At 46.6% G+C, this 17,571-nt stretch carries 18 protein-coding genes and 1 riboswitch; of the genes, 12 read left to right on the top strand and 6 right to left on the bottom strand.

The features are described 5' to 3' along the window. The first annotated feature begins 247 nt into the window (after positions 1-247). Positions 248-1,837 (top strand): bifunctional phosphoribosylaminoimidazolecarboxamide formyltransferase/IMP cyclohydrolase, encoded by a 1,590-nt coding sequence (purH, locus tag GKR71_RS07210; protein ID WP_036953559.1) that lies wholly within the window; start codon positions 248-250, stop codon positions 1,835-1,837. A 15-nt stretch (positions 1,838-1,852) separates the two neighbouring features. Continuing rightward, a complete protein-coding gene (gene purD, locus GKR71_RS07205; RefSeq protein ID WP_154599615.1) occupies positions 1,853-3,139 on the top strand; it encodes a phosphoribosylamine--glycine ligase in 1,287 nt (428 codons plus the stop codon). A 252-nt stretch (positions 3,140-3,391) separates the two neighbouring features. Here the strand turns inward: purD and GKR71_RS07200 are convergent, their stop codons facing one another. From GKR71_RS07200 to nudC, 6 genes are all read right to left on the bottom strand, one after another. Further along, positions 3,392-4,075 (bottom strand): DUF1481 domain-containing protein, encoded by a 684-nt coding sequence (locus GKR71_RS07200; RefSeq protein WP_080675654.1) that lies wholly within the window; start codon positions 4,073-4,075, stop codon positions 3,392-3,394. A 32-nt stretch (positions 4,076-4,107) separates the two neighbouring features. Next, positions 4,108-4,380 (bottom strand): HU family DNA-binding protein, encoded by a 273-nt coding sequence (locus tag GKR71_RS07195; RefSeq protein WP_006657071.1) that lies wholly within the window; start codon positions 4,378-4,380, stop codon positions 4,108-4,110. A gap of 199 nt (positions 4,381-4,579) precedes the next feature. Further along, a complete protein-coding gene (locus tag GKR71_RS07190) occupies positions 4,580-5,167 on the bottom strand; it encodes a YjaG family protein (RefSeq protein ID WP_036953566.1) in 588 nt (195 codons plus the stop codon). Between the two features lie 74 nt (positions 5,168-5,241). Further along, the gene (gene nfi / locus GKR71_RS07185) at positions 5,242-5,913 is read right to left on the bottom strand and encodes a deoxyribonuclease V (protein ID WP_036953569.1); all 672 of its coding nucleotides are present in this window, start codon (positions 5,911-5,913) and stop codon (positions 5,242-5,244) included. A gap of 133 nt (positions 5,914-6,046) precedes the next feature. Beyond that, a complete protein-coding gene (gene hemE, locus GKR71_RS07180) occupies positions 6,047-7,111 on the bottom strand; it encodes a uroporphyrinogen decarboxylase (RefSeq protein WP_036953572.1) in 1,065 nt (354 codons plus the stop codon). 88 nt (positions 7,112-7,199) lie between these two features. After that, the gene (gene nudC / locus GKR71_RS07175; RefSeq protein WP_036953575.1) at positions 7,200-7,988 is read right to left on the bottom strand and encodes an NAD(+) diphosphatase; all 789 of its coding nucleotides are present in this window, start codon (positions 7,986-7,988) and stop codon (positions 7,200-7,202) included. A 226-nt stretch (positions 7,989-8,214) separates the two neighbouring features. Here nudC and GKR71_RS07170 point away from each other — a divergent pair, with 226 nt between their 5' ends. The 10 genes from GKR71_RS07170 to thiS all read left to right on the top strand — a co-directional run bounded on the left by GKR71_RS07170 (position 8,215) and on the right by thiS (position 17,569). Then, the gene (locus GKR71_RS07170) at positions 8,215-9,267 is read left to right on the top strand and encodes an ABC transporter substrate-binding protein (protein WP_036953578.1); all 1,053 of its coding nucleotides are present in this window, start codon (positions 8,215-8,217) and stop codon (positions 9,265-9,267) included. A 24-nt stretch (positions 9,268-9,291) separates the two neighbouring features. Continuing rightward, positions 9,292-10,110, top strand: coding sequence for an alkaline phosphatase family protein (locus GKR71_RS07165; protein ID WP_154634088.1), 819 nt, complete (start codon positions 9,292-9,294; stop codon positions 10,108-10,110). Then, on the top strand, positions 10,110-11,012 hold the full coding sequence (locus tag GKR71_RS07160; RefSeq protein ID WP_036953584.1) for an ABC transporter permease: 903 nt from the start codon (positions 10,110-10,112) through the stop codon (positions 11,010-11,012). The genes GKR71_RS07165 and GKR71_RS07160 overlap by 1 nt, the downstream gene beginning before the upstream one ends. Next, the gene (locus GKR71_RS07155; protein WP_036953587.1) at positions 10,999-11,814 is read left to right on the top strand and encodes an ABC transporter permease; all 816 of its coding nucleotides are present in this window, start codon (positions 10,999-11,001) and stop codon (positions 11,812-11,814) included. The genes GKR71_RS07160 and GKR71_RS07155 overlap by 14 nt, the downstream gene beginning before the upstream one ends. Beyond that, positions 11,811-12,827, top strand: coding sequence for an ABC transporter ATP-binding protein (locus GKR71_RS07150; protein WP_154599616.1), 1,017 nt, complete (start codon positions 11,811-11,813; stop codon positions 12,825-12,827). The genes GKR71_RS07155 and GKR71_RS07150 overlap by 4 nt, the downstream gene beginning before the upstream one ends. A gap of 32 nt (positions 12,828-12,859) precedes the next feature. Further along, positions 12,860-13,537 carry an HAD family hydrolase gene (locus GKR71_RS07145; protein ID WP_036953593.1) on the top strand — a complete coding sequence of 226 codons (678 nt, stop codon included), beginning with the start codon at positions 12,860-12,862 and terminating at the stop codon, positions 13,535-13,537. A 207-nt stretch (positions 13,538-13,744) separates the two neighbouring features. After that, positions 13,745-13,857, top strand: a riboswitch (TPP riboswitch). A gap of 147 nt (positions 13,858-14,004) precedes the next feature. Further along, a complete protein-coding gene (gene thiC / locus GKR71_RS07140; RefSeq protein WP_154599617.1) occupies positions 14,005-15,972 on the top strand; it encodes a phosphomethylpyrimidine synthase ThiC in 1,968 nt (655 codons plus the stop codon). Then, the gene (gene thiE / locus GKR71_RS07135; protein WP_154609967.1) at positions 15,956-16,633 is read left to right on the top strand and encodes a thiamine phosphate synthase; all 678 of its coding nucleotides are present in this window, start codon (positions 15,956-15,958) and stop codon (positions 16,631-16,633) included. Before thiC ends, thiE begins: the two co-directional genes overlap by 17 nt. Next, positions 16,623-17,381, top strand: coding sequence for a HesA/MoeB/ThiF family protein (locus GKR71_RS07130; RefSeq protein WP_154634087.1), 759 nt, complete (start codon positions 16,623-16,625; stop codon positions 17,379-17,381). The genes thiE and GKR71_RS07130 overlap by 11 nt, the downstream gene beginning before the upstream one ends. Then, complete coding sequence (gene thiS, locus GKR71_RS07125) at positions 17,369-17,569, top strand: sulfur carrier protein ThiS (RefSeq protein ID WP_036953608.1); 201 nt, start codon at positions 17,369-17,371, stop codon at positions 17,567-17,569. Before GKR71_RS07130 ends, thiS begins: the two co-directional genes overlap by 13 nt. Positions 17,570-17,571: the final 2 nt, after the last annotated feature.

The following is a 17,571-nucleotide window of genomic DNA, read 5'->3' as shown; positions in this document are numbered from 1 at the left end:
TTTTTTAAGATTTTTTACGGTTTTTAGTTCAACTGCTGCATTCCACAGCAAAACCCCTATTTATACCCACTTACACACAGATTTATCCACAGACTGAAAAAATAGTGAAAATAGTTCGCGCATTACGCAAACGTTTGCGCTACAATTAGCGCGAAAATTCGGCATTGATTTTATTTTGATGCTCTGAAATTGTTAGTGACTTATATATAGATATTGCTTCTTTATCCAAATCCAAGGGATCTATCTCATGCAACAGCTTCGTCCTATTCGCCGTGCCCTGCTTAGTGTGTCTGATAAAACAGGGGTTGTTGAATTCGCTAAGGCGCTTTCTCACCGTGGTGTTGAACTGCTTTCTACCGGTGGAACCGCTAAATTACTAGCAGAGCAAGGCCTTAAGGTCACTGAAGTTTCAGATTACACAGGTTTTCCTGAAATGATGGATGGTCGCGTTAAGACTCTGCACCCGAAAGTTCACGGTGGGATCTTAGGTCGTCGCGGTAAAGATGATGCCATCATGCAGCAGCATGACATTGCACCTATTGATATGGTGGTTGTGAACCTTTATCCATTTGCTCAAACCGTCGCAAAACCAAATTGCACATTAGAAGACGCCGTTGAGAATATTGATATTGGCGGTCCAACCATGGTTCGCTCCGCAGCGAAGAACCATAAAGACGTGGCTATCGTGGTTAACAGTAATGACTATGACAAAATCATCGAAGAGATGGATAACCACGAAAATTCGCTGAATTGGTCAACACGCTTTGACTTAGCTATCAAAGCATTCGAGCACACCGCAGCTTATGACAGCATGATTGCCAACTACTTTGGCGAACTGGTTGCCCCATATCATGGTGATACTACTCAGCCATCAGGTCGTTTCCCTCGTACCCTGAATTTAAACTTTATTAAGAAGCAAGATATGCGCTATGGCGAAAACAGCCATCAAGATGCGGCTTTCTATATAGAAGAAAATCCAAAAGAAGCGTCGATTGCCACTGCGAACCAAATTCAAGGTAAAGCGCTTTCTTATAATAATATCGCAGACACCGATGCAGCTCTGGAATGTGTAAAATCCTTTGATGAGCCAGCTTGTGTTATTGTTAAGCATGCTAACCCTTGTGGTGTTGCCATTGGTGACAATATCCATGCCGCTTATGATAAAGCATTCAAGACTGACCCAACCTCTGCATTCGGCGGCATCATTGCTTTTAACCGTCAATTAGATAAAGCCACCGCAGAAGCCATCATTGAACGCCAATTTGTTGAAGTGATCATTGCCCCTTCTATTGCTGAAGACGCGTTACCTTCCTTATCTACCAAGCAAAACGTGCGTGTTCTAGTATGTGGTGAGTGGAGCAAACCTGTTGCAGGTTTAGATTTCAAACGCGTGAATGGAGGTTTACTGGTTCAAGATCGTGACTTAGGTATGGTCGAAGCGGAAGATTTACGCGTCGTAACCACACGCCAACCTACGGAACGTGAGTTAAAAGATGCGCTGTTCTGCTGGAAAGTGGCGAAATTCGTGAAATCAAATGCGATTGTTTATTCGAAGAACGACATGACCATCGGTATTGGTGCAGGACAAATGAGCCGCGTGTACTCTGCTAAGATTGCGGGGATCAAAGCTGCTGATGAAGGTTTAGAAGTTGCTGGTTGTGCAATGGCATCCGATGCATTCTTCCCATTCCGTGATGGCATCGATGCTGCTGCTTCTGTAGGTGTTACTTGCGTTATTCAACCAGGTGGATCTATTCGTGATGATGAAGTGATTGCCGCTGCCAATGAACATGGCATCGCAATGATCTTTACTAACATGCGTCACTTCCGTCACTAATTGCTAGGGGTTTCTATGAATATACTGATTATTGGTGGTGGCGGTCGCGAGCACGCTTTAGCATGGAAAGCCGCACAATCTCCATTAGCAGATAAAGTGTATGTTGCGCCGGGTAACGCGGGTACTGCACTGGAACCTGCACTGGAAAATGTCGATATCTCAGCAACTGACATTGATGGCTTACTGCAATTTGCCAAAGACAAACAAATCGGTCTAACCATCGTAGGTCCAGAAGCACCATTAGTTATCGGTGTGGTCGATGCATTCAAACAAGCTGGTTTAACCATTTTTGGACCAACTCAAGGTGCTGCGCAGTTAGAAGGCTCGAAAGCGTTCACCAAAGATTTCTTAGCTCGTCACAAGATTCCGACCGCAGCTTATGAAAACTTTACTGAAATTGAGCCTGCTTTGGCTTATTTAGATAAAGTTGGCGCACCTATCGTTATCAAGGCTGATGGTTTGGCTGCTGGTAAAGGCGTGATTGTGGCAATGACGCTGCAAGAAGCCAAAGATGCCGTCCATGATATGCTGGCTGGCAATGCATTCGGTGATGCCGGTCATCGTATCGTTATCGAAGAGTTCCTTGATGGCGAAGAAGCGAGTTTCATCGTCATGGTGGATGGTGAGAATGTCATTCCGATGGCAACTAGCCAAGATCATAAACGTGTTGGCGATGGTGATACTGGGTTAAACACTGGCGGTATGGGTGCATATTCACCTGCGCCAGTGGTGACAGATACGGTTCATCAACGTGTCATGGAGCAAGTCATTTATCCAACCGTTAAAGGGATGGATCAAGAAGGGAACCGTTATCAAGGTTTCTTATATGCAGGTTTGATGATTGATAAAGCGGGTAACCCGAAAGTCATCGAATTTAACTGCCGTTTTGGCGATCCAGAAACTCAGCCAATTATGATGCGCTTACAATCTGATTTAGTCGCTCTGTGTTTAGCGGGTGCTAAAGGCGAACTCGCAGGTAAAGATTCTCTTTGGGATGAACGTCCAGCGCTCGGCGTCGTGATTGCGGCAGGGGGATATCCAGGTGATTATCGCAATGGCGATGTAATTTCGGGTCTACCAACGTCAGAAGCCGCTGATAGCAAAGTGTTCCACGCAGGTACCAAGCTCAACCAAGCAGGCGAAGTCGTCACTGCCGGTGGTCGCGTTCTGTGTGTCACTGCATTAGGTAACGACATCGCAAAAGCTCAAGCTAAAGCATACGAAGTTGCCAAAACCATCAATTGGTCCGACAGCTTCTATCGCAACGATATCGGCTACCGCGCTATCGCCCGCATTAAGTAATAGAAACAAATAATCCCAAAGCTGATAAGAGGAAACTTTTATCAGCTTTTTTATTGCCTATCTTTCTATCTTTCTATCTTTTTATTTTTTGAACTTGTTTTGCCTTTGACCTTCACACCGCCAATGGCTCTAAGTATTTCGAATCACAGCAAAGCTGCAAGAGAGAGAATCTCTAGGAGCATACATAAGTATGTGACTAGGGTGAACGAACGTAGCAATACAGCTGTGGTTCGAAAGACGACGAGCGGTGACCTACAAAGAATCTTTACTAGGTTGCCAATTGCAGAAGTTGGTATCCGCCACCATCAAAAGCTGAGTGCCCTCTGGCGACTCCAACCACGCCAAATTCAGCTCTTTCGTCCAGACTTTGGCTCTATCATCTAGCCATTTCTGTGCATACGGTTCGAAAGTAACATCGCGCTTTTCACCATCACAAGTGGTGATTTTACCTTGCTTCCAATACCCTTGATGTAGTTCTACACCACCCACTATCAACGCGGTATTGATATTCAGGATACGGTCAGCTTCAAAACGCCAGCGGTTAATTTCATCAGAGGAAAGCGGGGTTTTGATATTATTTTGCGCGCGCTGCATAAACACAATTTCATTATCTTTACTAAAGCGCAGTTGTTCAGTGATGTTGTTATCCCCTTGATTGAGGACTTGGCTGCGGATCTGCCACAATTTACCATCACGATATTCGAAGAAATTGACGGAGGTGTCGGTTCTTTTATAGGGGCTATACACCACCATTAAGACCAACGGCTGACTCTTCGCATCATTCAGTCTCCACATTCGGATTACGCCTTCATCGGCAATAAATCCGCTGGCACTAAACTCAGGGAGTCGAGGCGAATTAGAAGAACAGGCGCTTAGTATTGAGACTGCTCCCAACACCAGCAACCTTTGGCGAATAAACAAAAGGGGTAACTTCATACCCCCTCTGATAATTCTCGTAGACAATGTACTTATTTTACAGCGTCTTTCAGTGCTTTACCGGCAGAGAATGCTGGTACAGTTGTTGCAGGAATTTGGATTTCTGCTTTAGTTTGTGGGTTACGACCGGTACGAGCTGCACGGTGGCTAACTTTAAAAGTACCGAAACCGACCAGTTGTACTGCTTCGCCGCTTTTCAGAGAATCTGAAATTGCGCTCAGAGTTGCTTCTAAAGCTGCTTTAGCTTGAGTTTTAGTCAGATCTGCTGATTCTGCGATAGCATCAACTAATTCAGTCTTGTTCATAAATTATCCTTACACAGTGTGTTTATCGTTTGCAAAGCATCGAGTGCGTCGGATATGCCAGATAGACAGCCCCTGATACACGCCCCCGATAGCCACTTCTTCTCGCCCCTAAATGTAGAACAGAGTAGGGGTAAATGTGAAGTCTTAGTACACAGCATTACTGCTTTAAGTCACGTTTTCGCACTTAAAAGTGCAAAATTTACGCGACAGTAATGCCGATATTGCTGACACCCGCTTCGCGGAGGTCAGATTTTAATCCTTTAATTAACTCTAAGTCTCGTTCTTCGCAAGCGGCTAATAAGCGGAAAATATCCCATTGAATGTCCCACTCTTCTTCCACAGCAGGCACCACTTTTAGCTCTTCATCGGTCATTTCACGCCCTGCTTGGGTCATTTCAAGCATAGCAACAGTACGAATCGATGCTTCACTGACTAAGATTGCGTGCTCAAGGGTTTCACCACTCAGTTTTGCATGAATGAGTTCACCTAAAGCAATACAAGCGTCGATAGCGGGATAAACACCGTACATATCGAAGTCATCGGCGACTGGAATAATTTCTTCTAACTTCTCTAACTGATTGTCGAAATTGACTTTGCTATCTTTGATAACCAAGGTTTCCCAAACTAAATCAAGGATGGCACGATAAACCTTCGCATCAGCAAATTCAGTTTGCTGGCAAAACATTTGATAATTAGGATACATTCTCTCGCACAGGGATGCCATGAAGGTCATATGCTGCCAGCTTTCTAGTTTCTCTAACCTCAAATGAATAGGATTTCTTAACATAATTTCTGACTCATCAATCTCAATACTTCGCAGTTTACCTGAAAATCTGCCAATGCCACATATTTTGCTGATAATTAGCCAATTTTCTCATTCATTCGCTTAAAAAATGTGCGATTCGAAGCGATTCCATCAGCAAAACGGGTCGGTTCTGGCAATCTATACCCCTGAATACACCGTTTTACCCACTCTAGCGAGGAAATAAAACTGACTTTGTGACCCGGAGAAAGATATAAAGGATTACAGCGTTTCTTACTGCGATAAACCCATCCTAATTGCTCTTGAGCCACTTTCAACATTTCGACGCTTTCAGGTTCAGCATTGAGTTCAACATCATCACCACATAAACGGCTTTTTGCTACCCCTATCGTTGCGACATCGGCCAACAATCCGAAATGGCAAGCCACACCAAAACGCCGCGGATGAGCAATACCTTGACCGTCCACCAGCACTAAGTCGGGCTTTTGTTGGATTTTTTCCCACGCAGCCATTAACCCTGGGACTTCACGAAACGAGAGCAACCCGGGTATATAGGGTAACTGAGTTGGGATCCGTGCTATTTGATATTCCACCAATTGCAGCTCAGGCCATGAAAGCACCACAATCACCGCGCGAGTGACGGTACCGTCTTGCTCAAAACCGACATCCGCACCACCAATAAAACGCGGCGGGACAAATTCATCATTCAGAATGACTTGTTGAGCTAGCTCTACCTGCTGTTGTCGCAACTGCTGAGTATCAATTGCCATCACGGAACCATTATTAATAAGGATTAATCATAGATGATAATGATGTACTTACAAGATCCTGTAAATACACCACACATTGAGAGGTTCAAATCGAGATAAAACACCAAGTTCTACCTCGATTATGCCTTGGCGGCTACTGATGATATTGACGAGAGAAACGGTGAACCGCGTCCACAAACGCACCCGCATGTTCAGGCGCCACATCTTGATGAATACCATGACCTAAATTGAAGACATGCCCTTCACCTTGACCAAAGCCTGCTAAAATGTGCTGCACTTCTTGTTCAATACGCGCAGGTGGTGCATATAACATTGAAGGATCCATATTGCCTTGCAGCGCAACTTTGTCACCAACGCGACGACGAGCATCCGCAATTTCGGTCGTCCAATCCAAACCTAGCGCATCACAGCCTGTTGCCGCCATCTCTTCTAACCACTGCCCGCCACCTTTGGTAAACAGGGTCACAGGCACACGACGACCGTCATTTTCACGAATTAAGCCATCAACAATTTTGTGCATGTAGCGCAAGGAGAATTCCAGATAATCACGCTTAGTCAGCACGCCGCCCCACGTATCGAAAATCATCAGGGATTGAGCGCCTGCGCGCACTTGAGCATTCAGATACAAAATCACGCTATCTGCCAGCTTATCCAGCAGTAAATGCAGCGTATTTGGATCTTCATACATCATTTTTTTGATTTTAGTGAACGCTTTGCTGCTACCACCTTCAACCATATAGGTCGCTAATGTCCACGGGCTACCCGAGAAACCAATCAGTGGTACATCACCATTTAAGGCTTTACGGATGGCACGAACTGCGTCCATCACGTAGCCCAGTTCCATTTCTGGATCGGGAATTGGGATATTTTTAACATCGGCAGCGCTTGCTACTGGTCTTTCAAAACGAGGACCTTCTCCTGTTTCAAAATAAAGACCCAGCCCCATTGCATCGGGGATGGTCAGAATATCTGAGAATAAAATTGCGGCGTCTAATGGAAAACGACGAAGTGGCTGTAACGTGACTTCGCACGCTAACTCAGTATTTTTGCATAAAGCAATAAAATCACCAGCTTCTGCGCGGGTCGCTTTGTATTCTGGTAGGTAACGCCCGGCTTGACGCATCATCCATACTGGGGTCACATCTACAGGCTGACGTAGCAACGCACGTAGATAGCGGTCATTTTTCAACTCAGTCATTATTTACTCCATTATTATTGTGGCCGCCGCAAATGGCTAAGGCGCCATATTATACCAGCAAAGGGAAACAATATCAGCGCCAGCGCAATTAGTGGTTATCTTCATCAAATTGACGACATAACACCACACTATCTTCAATTAATCGCCGAGCAATCGTATCTCCCGGTGGGATCAGCGGCAGATCATTATAGTGATACCAGTTAGCGCTCACTAACTCTTTAGGATCCACTTGAATGTCCCCACTATCATAATCAGCTAAAAAGCCCATCATCAGTGAGTGTGGGAATGGCCAAGGCTGGGAAGAGACATAACGAATATTGCGCACTTTTATATGGCTCTCCTCCATCACTTCGCGAGCCACCGCCTCTTCTAAGGTTTCCCCCACTTCCACAAACCCTGCTAACACCGTGAACAGCGGATTTTGTGAATGGCGACGATGTTGTGCCAGCAAAATATGATCATCGCGGCGAATACCAACGATAATACATGGGGCAATTTGTGGATAATAACGTTCATGGCAGTGGTCGCACAAACACGCCCATTCCGTTGAACTATGGCGCATCGCCGTTCCGCAATAACCACAGTAACGATGAGAACGATAAAATTCCGCGAGTTGTACACCCCGTCCAGCTAAACGAAATAGCCCTTCATCTTGGGAAGCGACCACGCGAGGGGAAGCCATATCTGATGGCATTTTTTCAGCAATCAGCCAGACAATTTCCCCTTGCCACTCACCTATGGGAGTGGCTAGTTTCCCCGTTAATCCAAATTGCTGTGCAGCACCTTTAGGTACATCACCTTGGGGCAGCCACAACCGCCCCGCAAAGCAGACAAACCACCAGCCGCTTTCGGTTCCTGCTAATGTGTGTTTATTCATTCTGTTTCTCTATGTCAGCACGCTGAGTTGCGGTTAAAGATACGCTTGTTTTATAGATTGTCATACAACCGTTTGATTCGTCACTACCCTTTCATTATTTTGACACTTTTTAGACATTTAAACGTCACAGCATCTAAAAAGTGTCACACAACTGTCAATTCATTGTCATCTCGAATAATTAGCATGCCAACTAACCAATACGGCGACTCTTATAGAGAGAAACAAGATGAAAGCTATCGTACCTGCAATTTTACTGTCACTCAGCACTTCTCAAATGGCATTTGCGGCTGACAGCGATTTAACACAACTTATCGAAGCTGCAAAGAAAGAAGGCCAAGTTTATAGCGTCGGGATGCCTGATACATGGGCAAACTGGAAAGGCACATGGCAGGATTTATCGACAGAATACGGTTTAAAGCATCAAGATACGGACATGAGCTCTGCGCAGGAAATTGCAAAATTTGCCGCTGAGAAAAATAACGCTACCGCAGATATCGGTGATGTCGGCGCGTCATTTGGTCCGGTTGCAGTACAAAAAGGGGTCACTCAGCCGTACAAACCGACCACTTGGTCACAAGTGCCTGATTGGGCAAAAGATAAAGACGGCCACTGGGCATTAGCTTACACTGGCACGATCGCGTTTATGATCAATAAAGACTTAGTTAAAGACGCACCAAAAAGCTGGGATGATTTACTTAAAGGAAAATATAAAGTCACCGTTGGGGATGTGGGCATTGCCGCACAAGCCAACAACGCTGTATTAGCAGCCGCTTTTGCACGTGGTGGTGATGAAAATAACCTGAAGCCTGCCATTGAATTCTTTGGCGAATTAGCGAAACAGAAACGTTTATCCGTCAATGACCCAACCGTTGCCAACATCGAAAAAGGCGAAGTGGAAGTGGGCATTTTATGGGACTTCAACGCACTGAACTACCGTGACCAAATCAACCGCGACCGCTTTATCGTAGTGATCCCATCCGATGGCAGCGTTATCTCCGGCTATACCACTATCATCAATAAGTTTGCTAAAAACCCAAATGCCGCGAAATTAGCCCGCGAATTTATCTTCAGTGATAAAGGGCAAATCAACCTTGCAGAAGGTTATGCGCGCCCAATTCGTGCTCAATACCTGACACTGCCTGCGGATATCCAAGCCAAATTACTGCCAGATGAGCAATACAAAAATGTTCACCCGATTAAAGATGCGCAAGGCTGGGAAAAGTCATCACGCAACTTACCGAAAATGTGGCAGCAGCAAGTATTAATTCACCAGCAATAATCGCAATTAGGAATCAACAGTCTGATGTCTGAAAAAGTCATACTTGTTGTTCTCGACGGTTTAAGTTATTCAGTAGCCCATCAATGTATGGGCTATCTCAATGGTCTTATCAAAGCCGATAGAGCAACACTTTATAAAATGGAGTGTGAGCTCCCATCCATGTCTCGCCCGCTGTACGAATGCATTTTGACGGGCATTCCTCCGGTTCAAAGTGGCATCGTCAACAACGATGTGGTGCGACTTTCTCACTTCGATAGCATCTTTTCATTGGCTCACCAAGCCGGAAAAACGACAGCAGCGGCAGCGTATTATTGGGTCAGTGAGTTGTATAATCGCGCGCCATTTGAGGCGAATCGTGACCGATTTACACATGATAAGCAGCTGCCTATTCAGCATGGTTGCTTCTACCAAGCAGACCACTACCCTGATGACCACCTGTTTATGGATGCGGAATACCTGCGTACCCAACACGACCCCGATTTTTTGCTGATCCACCCAATGAATATCGATGATGCGGGGCACAAGTTTGGTTTTGATTCGTCCCAATATCGCAATGCGGCTCGCAAAGCAGACATTTATTTATCCCATTACTTACCGATGTGGATAGAGCAAGGCTACCAAATCATCATCACCAGCGACCACGGGATGAATAACGACCGTAGCCACGGTGGTATTTTGCCGGAAGAGTGTACGGTTCCGCTGTTGACTATTGGCAGCGCATTCTCTCATAGCCCAGACGTTCCGATGGAACAAACAGCGATTTGTGGCACCGTTTGCCAACTACTGGGTGTGCCATTCTCAAACAAAACTGTCTGTGATGATTTACTGGCAGGAGGTCGCTAATGGCGGATATCCCTGCCAACGACCAGTCCCGTCAACAAGAGGGAGGCTTAACCATGTTTAACAAGCCCAATGTGCGTTTTCACTGGCACGCCGCACTGTTAATCGTGCCATTTATTGTGCTGTTTTGCCTGTTTCAAATCGCCCCGATGATTTGGGTACTCTTCAACAGTTTTGTCTACGAAGAAGCATGGTCTTTTGAGAATTACGTAGAGATCTTCACCAACGATTTCTATCTACAAGCATTTCAAAACACTTTGTGGCTATCGCTGATTTGTAGCGTTGTTGGTTTGCTTATCGCTTGTGTAACGGCATTTTCTATCTATAAGATGCAAGGCAAAGTGCGCAATTTCATGATTTCGTTTACCACCATGGCGAGCAACTTCAGCGGCGTACCGTTAGCCTTCGCGTTTATTATTATCTTAGGTTTTAACGGAGCCATTACCCTGCAACTTAAAGCGTGGGGATGGATTGATGATTTTAATATCTACAGCGCCAGCGGCTTGATGCTGCTGTATATCTACTTCCAAATCCCACTCGGTATTTTACTGCTTTACCCTGCATTCGATGCACTCAAACCTGAGTGGGAAGATGCCGCAAAAACTATGGGAGCCAGCAAGTTAACCTATTGGCTGAAAGTGGGTATTCCGGTCATTTCTCCTGCACTGTTAGGCACATTTATTATCTTGGTTGCCAATGCCGTTGGCGCTTATGCCAGTACTTACGCACTCACCAGTGGTAACTACAACCTAGTGACTATCCGCATTGCCAGCCTTGTCTCTGGCGACCTGTTCTTAGAGCCAAATATGGCAGCCGCGCTATCCGTTGTTCTGATTGCGATCCTCGGGTTTATCACCGCCATTCACCACTGGTTATTAAAGCGGAGCTACCATGCTAAATCCTAATATTCGTAGCCCAAAAGCACCGAGTTTACTGTTTCATAAAATGGTTCTTGGTACCGTTGCCGCCATTCTTGCGCTGCCGATTATCGCCACCTTTATTTACTCCATTTCGAGCTCATGGGGTGCGACGATTATGCCTGATGCCCTATCCATCAAATGGTATCTACAACTATGGCAAGATCCACGATTTCTAATGGCATTTGGACGATCACTCTTGATCTGCTTTGGCACATTGCTGATCAGCGTGCTCGTGATTTTACCCATGACTTTTGCCGTTTTTTACCGCTTTCCAAACCTCAAAGGGTTGATGGATTTACTGATTATTCTCCCTTTTGCGATCCCACCCGTGGTCTCTTCAGTCGGTTTACTGCAAATCTTTGCGGATGAGCCATTCATGTTGGTCGGTACCCCGTGGATCTTAATTGGCACCTACTTCACCATTACATTGCCATTTATGTACCGCGCACTGGCGAATAGCTTTCAAGGAATCAATCTGCATGACTTAATGGATGCCGCTCACTTACTCGGTGCCAGCACCTTTAAAGCCTTTTTAATGATAGTGCTGCCAAATATCCGTAAAGGGTTATTGGTTTCTTTACTGATTTCCTTCTCATTCTTAATGGGGGAGTTCGTATTCGCCAATATCTTAGTGGGAACCCGTTTCGAAACCTTGCAGATCTATCTGTTTAATATGCGCCAAACTAGCGGACACTTTACCTCTGCGCTAGTGATGTCTTACTTCTTATTTACGTTGCTGCTGACTTGGTTAGCAACGCGCTTGAATCGTGCGGGAGATGAACGATGAGCTACGTCATTGCCGAAAACCTAACTAAATCCTTTGGTCAGAACCAAGTATTCTCTGATATCCAGTTTACGATTGAACAAGGGGAATTTATTACGCTATTGGGGCCAAGTGGCTGTGGGAAATCCACGTTACTGCGCTGTATTGCGGGACTTGAACAGCCTGACAGCGGGGAGCTGTATATCAACCGCCAGAATATCACTCAGCAGCCAGCTCAACAGCGCGGCGTGGGCATGGTGTTTCAAAGCTACGCTCTCTTCCCAAATATGACCGTGGCTGAAAACATCGCGTTTGGGTTGAAAATGCGCAAGATGCCCGCCACTGAGCGCGATAAAGCCGTGGCAGAAGTCATTGATATGGTGGAATTACAAGGAAAAGAGAACCAATATCCGCACCAGCTTTCGGGTGGTCAGCGCCAACGTGTCGCCCTTGCCCGCGCATTGGTGATGAAACCGCAAATTTTACTCCTCGATGAGCCGTTATCCGCCCTTGATGCACGTATTCGTAAGCACTTACGCCAGCAAATTCGTGAAATCCAGCGAGAGCTGAAGCTCACTACCATTTTCGTCACCCACGACCAAGACGAAGCAATGATTATGTCTGACCGCATCTTCTTAATGAACAAAGGCTCGATTATCCAAAGCGATACCGCGGAAAATATCTATACTCAGCCTGCCACTGAATTTGTAGCTCGATTTATGGGGCATTACAATCTGGTGGAAGCAGAAAAAGCCAATGGGATGTTGGGCGTCAATTTACAAGGCACCCTCGCCATTCGCCCTGAGTCCATTTATGTTCGCGAAGTCGGACGCCAATATGGCAGCCATATTTCCGCCCCTGTAGATGCCGTGATCCTTGACCACCAGCTTTTAGGGAATATTATTCGCTATAGCGTGAACACGCCTGCGGGGGATATGACCGTAGACTTGCTCAACCGCTCATCCGAGCGTTTATTTGAGCCGGGCACACGCCTTGAGTTAATGTTTAATAAAAATGAAATTCGAGCTTTAAGTTAATCAACGACGAGCTAGTCAACGAAAGGAACCTCATGCAAAACCCGTCTACACAAACCAAATTAGCGATTTTTGATCTCGATGACACCCTGATCCGTGGCGATAGTAGCGTACTTTGGACGCAATATTTGTGGGATAAGAAAATCATTACCGACCCGCGTTTTGTCGAAGCCGATAAAGAGATGATGGCGCAATACAACGCTGGCAATTTGGATATGGTGACTTACTTAAAGTTTAGTTTGCAGACCCTTGCTGGCATCAAGACAGAGCAAGTCGATGAGTGGTTAGATGATTTTGTGGATACCATTATCATTCCGCGCATTTACCCTAGCGCATTAAGCACTATCGCCTCATATCGATCTCAAGGGATCCCGATCATTGTGATCTCCGCAACGGTTACCTTTATCGTGAAGAAGATCGCGGATCACCTTGGCGCCGATGTCACGATGGGCATTGATATTAAGCGTTCAAATGGCTGCTACACCACCGAAGTTGACGGTATCCCGACCTTTAAAGAGGGTAAAGTTAAGCGTTTAACTCAGTGGATTTCCCACCAGCCAATCACCGATGCGTATATTTATTTCTACACCGATTCCGCCAATGACCTACCAATGTGTCATTTCGCCGATGAGACATTTATCGTCAACGGCGACCCGCGCCTTCTCCAAGCCGCCAACGAAAACCACTGGCCGCAATATTCGTGGAGTTTGTAAAACCCTATGTAACCAACCTAGTTCTAACTTTTAATTTCTAGGTTTTGGATTTTTACCCAATACACTGATTTCCCCTAAATTATTCGAGTGAGAAGAAGGCGGCAAGCGAGGATATCCCTAGGAGCATACACAAGTATGTGATTAGGGTAGCCGAGAGAAGCCAACGCACTTATCGCTTGAAGAATGACGGGGAAACTTTATACTGATTAATTCTTGTCGGAGTGCCTAGCATGTGCAAACATCAGGCTGAGACCGTTAATTCGGGATCCGCGGAACCTGATCGGGTTAATACCCGCGAAGGGAACAAGAGTAATCATTCAGCGCAATTTTCGCTTATTTATTTGGCGAAAAACTAGCCGCAACGCCTTACCATTACTCCTCCGAACTCCAGACAAGCAACTTTCTTTCGATAAACCCGCTATTGGCGCTTTACGCCGTATAGCCTGTGACGATGTCAGGAAATTGCTATGTCCAATAATGCTAATAATGCAGTTATACCGAGTACCGATATTTCCCCTAAAGCTGCACCAGCACGCTCTCGAAAAGAGCAGCGTGATGCCGCAGAAGACTTTATCAATACCATTTCCGGTGTTTCATTCCCTAACTCTGAACGTATCTACCTGCAAGGCTCGCGGGATGATATCCAAGTTCCCATGCGCGAAATCCAGCTCTCCCCAACGCTTATCGGCGGAGACAAAGATAATCCCAAATTTGAAGATAACGAGGCCGTCCCTGTTTATGACACCTCAGGTCCTTACGGCGACCCGGCCTCTGAACTCAATGTTCACAAAGGATTGAAAAAAATCCGTGCGCCGTGGATCAGTGAACGCGCGGATACTGTTGCTGTCGAAAATCTCAGCTCCGACTTTACCCAGCAGCGCTTAGCCGATGCGGGCTTAGATCACTTACGTTTTAATCACCGCCCTGCACCACTGAAAGCGCAAACAGGCAAATGCGTCACTCAGTTGCATTATGCTCGTCAAGGTATTGTGACCCCTGAAATGGAATTTATCGCCATCCGTGAAAATATGGGTCGTGAACGCATTCGCAGTGAAGTGTTAAGGCAGCAACATCCGGGGCAAAGCTTTGGTGCTATTTTGCCAGAAAATATTACGCCGGAATTTGTACGCCAAGAAGTGGCGGCAGGTCGCGCTATCATCCCTGCCAATATTAACCATCCAGAATCTGAGCCGATGATTATCGGGCGCAATTTCTTAGTGAAAGTGAATGCCAATATCGGTAACTCCTCCGTGACTTCATCCATCGAAGAAGAGGTGGAAAAACTGATTTGGTCTACTCGCTGGGGTGCAGATACGGTGATGGATTTATCCACAGGTCGTTATATTCACGAAACCCGCGAATGGATTTTACGTAATAGCCCAGTGCCAATTGGTACCGTACCTATCTACCAAGCGCTCGAAAAAGTGAACGGTGTTGCTGAAAACCTCACGTGGGAAATGTTCCGCGATACTCTGCTAGAGCAAGCCGAACAAGGAGTAGATTACTTCACTATCCATGCCGGCGTTTTACTGCGCTACGTACCAATGACGGCGAAGCGCCTGACCGGCATAGTCTCCCGTGGCGGCTCTATCATGGCGAAATGGTGTTTATCCCACCACCAAGAAAACTTCCTGTATGAGCATTTCCGTGAAATTTGCGAAATTTGTGCTGCTTATGATGTTTCCCTGTCTCTTGGTGATGGGTTACGTCCGGGTTCTGTGCAAGATGCCAACGATGAAGCCCAATTCTCAGAGCTGCATACCTTAGGCGAGCTGACCAAAATTGCATGGGAATACGATGTGCAGGTGATGATTGAAGGACCGGGGCATGTGCCGATGCAGATGATCCGCCGCAATATGACCGAAGAGCTAGAGCACTGCCACGAAGCCCCATTCTATACGTTAGGCCCCCTAACCACCGATATCGCACCGGGCTATGACCACTTCACTTCCGGTATTGGCGCAGCAATGATCGGCTGGTTTGGTTGTGCGATGCTGTGCTACGTGACGCCAAAAGAGCACCTTGGTTTACCGAACAAAGAAGACGTCAAACAGGGGCTGATTACCTACAAGATTGCTGCCCACGCCGCTGATCTCGCGAAAGGTCATCCGGGTGCGCAAATTCGTGATAATGCCATGTCCAAAGCGCGTTTTGAGTTCCGCTGGGAAGACCAGTTTAACCTCGCCCTAGACCCTGAAACCGCGCGTAAATATCACGATGAAACCTTACCGCAAGCGTCAGGGAAAATCGCCCACTTCTGCTCTATGTGTGGACCAAAATTCTGCTCCATGAAGATTTCCCAAGAAGTTCGTGATTATGCTGCACAAAAAGAGGCAGGCATGGAGCAGATGTCGGAAGCTTTCCGTGCTCACGGTAGCGAACTCTATCATGGGGCTGAGATTGCTGAGGTCGTGAGTGATGAACAAAACGCTTAATCTCCCAAATAGCCCATTTCCACCGACCGAACACTGCCTCGGTCTGTACCCGGTTGTGGATTCTGTTGAATGGATTGAACGCCTGCTAATTGCAGGTGTTTCCACCTTGCAATTGCGCATCAAAGACAAGCAAGACCACCAAGTACGTGAACAGATCCAGCAAGCAATAGCCCTTGGTAAGCAGCATAATGCCCGATTATTTATTAATGACTATTGGCGTTTAGCCATAGAGCTGGGTGCCTATGGCGTACACTTAGGGCAAGAAGATCTGGAAACTACCGATCTAGTAGCGATTCACCAAGCGGAGCTACGGCTGGGGATCTCCACCCACGATCCTGATGAAGTCGCGATTGCCAAAACCGTGCGTCCGTCTTATATCGCACTGGGGCATATCTTTCCAACCCAAACCAAGCAGATGCCTTCCTCTCCGCAAGGTTTAGAAGCGTTAAAACAGATGGTTGAGGAGACGCCAGACTATCCGACAGTGGCAATAGGCGGGATATCCATTGAACGCGTGCCTGCCGTGCTCGCCACTGGCGTTGGCAGTGTAGCGGTTGTCAGTGCCATCACACAAGCCGATGACTGGCAAAGTGCAACGCGAACATTGCTGGATCTGGTTGAATCGACCTCTCGCTTAAAGGAAAACGACCATGCTCAATGATCTCGAATTTATGCGTTATAGCCGCCAATTACTGCTTGAGGATGTCAGCCCTGAAGGGCAACAAAAACTCAAACAAAGCAAGGTACTGATTGTCGGTTTAGGTGGACTAGGCTCCCCTGCAAGTTTGTATCTCGCGGGAGCGGGTGTCGGTGAATTATGGATAGCGGATCATGATGACCTGCATGTGTCTAACTTGCAGCGCCAAGTGCTGTATGACACGCAGGATATTAACCAGTCGAAAGCGCAGCTGGCCGCAGCGCGTTTAAAGCAGCTTAACCCCCATACTAAGACGCGCATTTTCCAACAAAAGCTTGATGCGGACAGCTTACATCCCTTAGTGGAACAGGTGGATTTGGTGCTGGATTGCTGTGACAACATGGCCACTCGCCATGCGGTCAATGCCGCGTGCGTCATTAGCAATACCCCGCTCGTCAGCGGCAGTGCCGTTGGCTTTGGTGGGCAATTGATGGTTCTTGAGCCTCCTTTTCAATCTGGCTGCTACGCCTGTTTGTATCCCGACCAAGAAGAACCACAACGTAACTGCCGCACGGCGGGGGTTTTAGGTCCGGTGGTAGGAGTGATTGGGACGTTACAAGCATTAGAAGCCATCAAATTGCTGGTGGGATTACCGTCCCCGTTAAGTGGAAAACTACGCCTGTTTGATGGAAAGCAGCAGCAATGGAATACCTTGCAGCTGACCCGTTCAAAACATTGCCCTGTCTGCCGAGAGGTCACATGCATATCATAATCAATGACCAGCCGATGGAGGTTGAATCGCCCATTACCGTCCACCAGCTATTAACGCAACTCGGGCAAAGTACATCCGGCTCAGCACTGGCTATCAACCAAGTCATCATTCCTAAAAGCCAGTGGGAAAGTCATTTTTTGAATGAACAAGACAACATTCTGCTGTTTCAAGCTATCGCAGGGGGTTAATG

The organism is Providencia sp. wls1922 (assembly GCF_009706505.1).
GTDB classification, from domain to species: Bacteria; Pseudomonadota; Gammaproteobacteria; order Enterobacterales; family Enterobacteriaceae; genus Providencia; species Providencia lanzhouensis.
The sequence above is the reverse complement of the archived record's forward strand: the minus strand, read 5'-3'. Positions and strand labels throughout refer to the sequence as shown.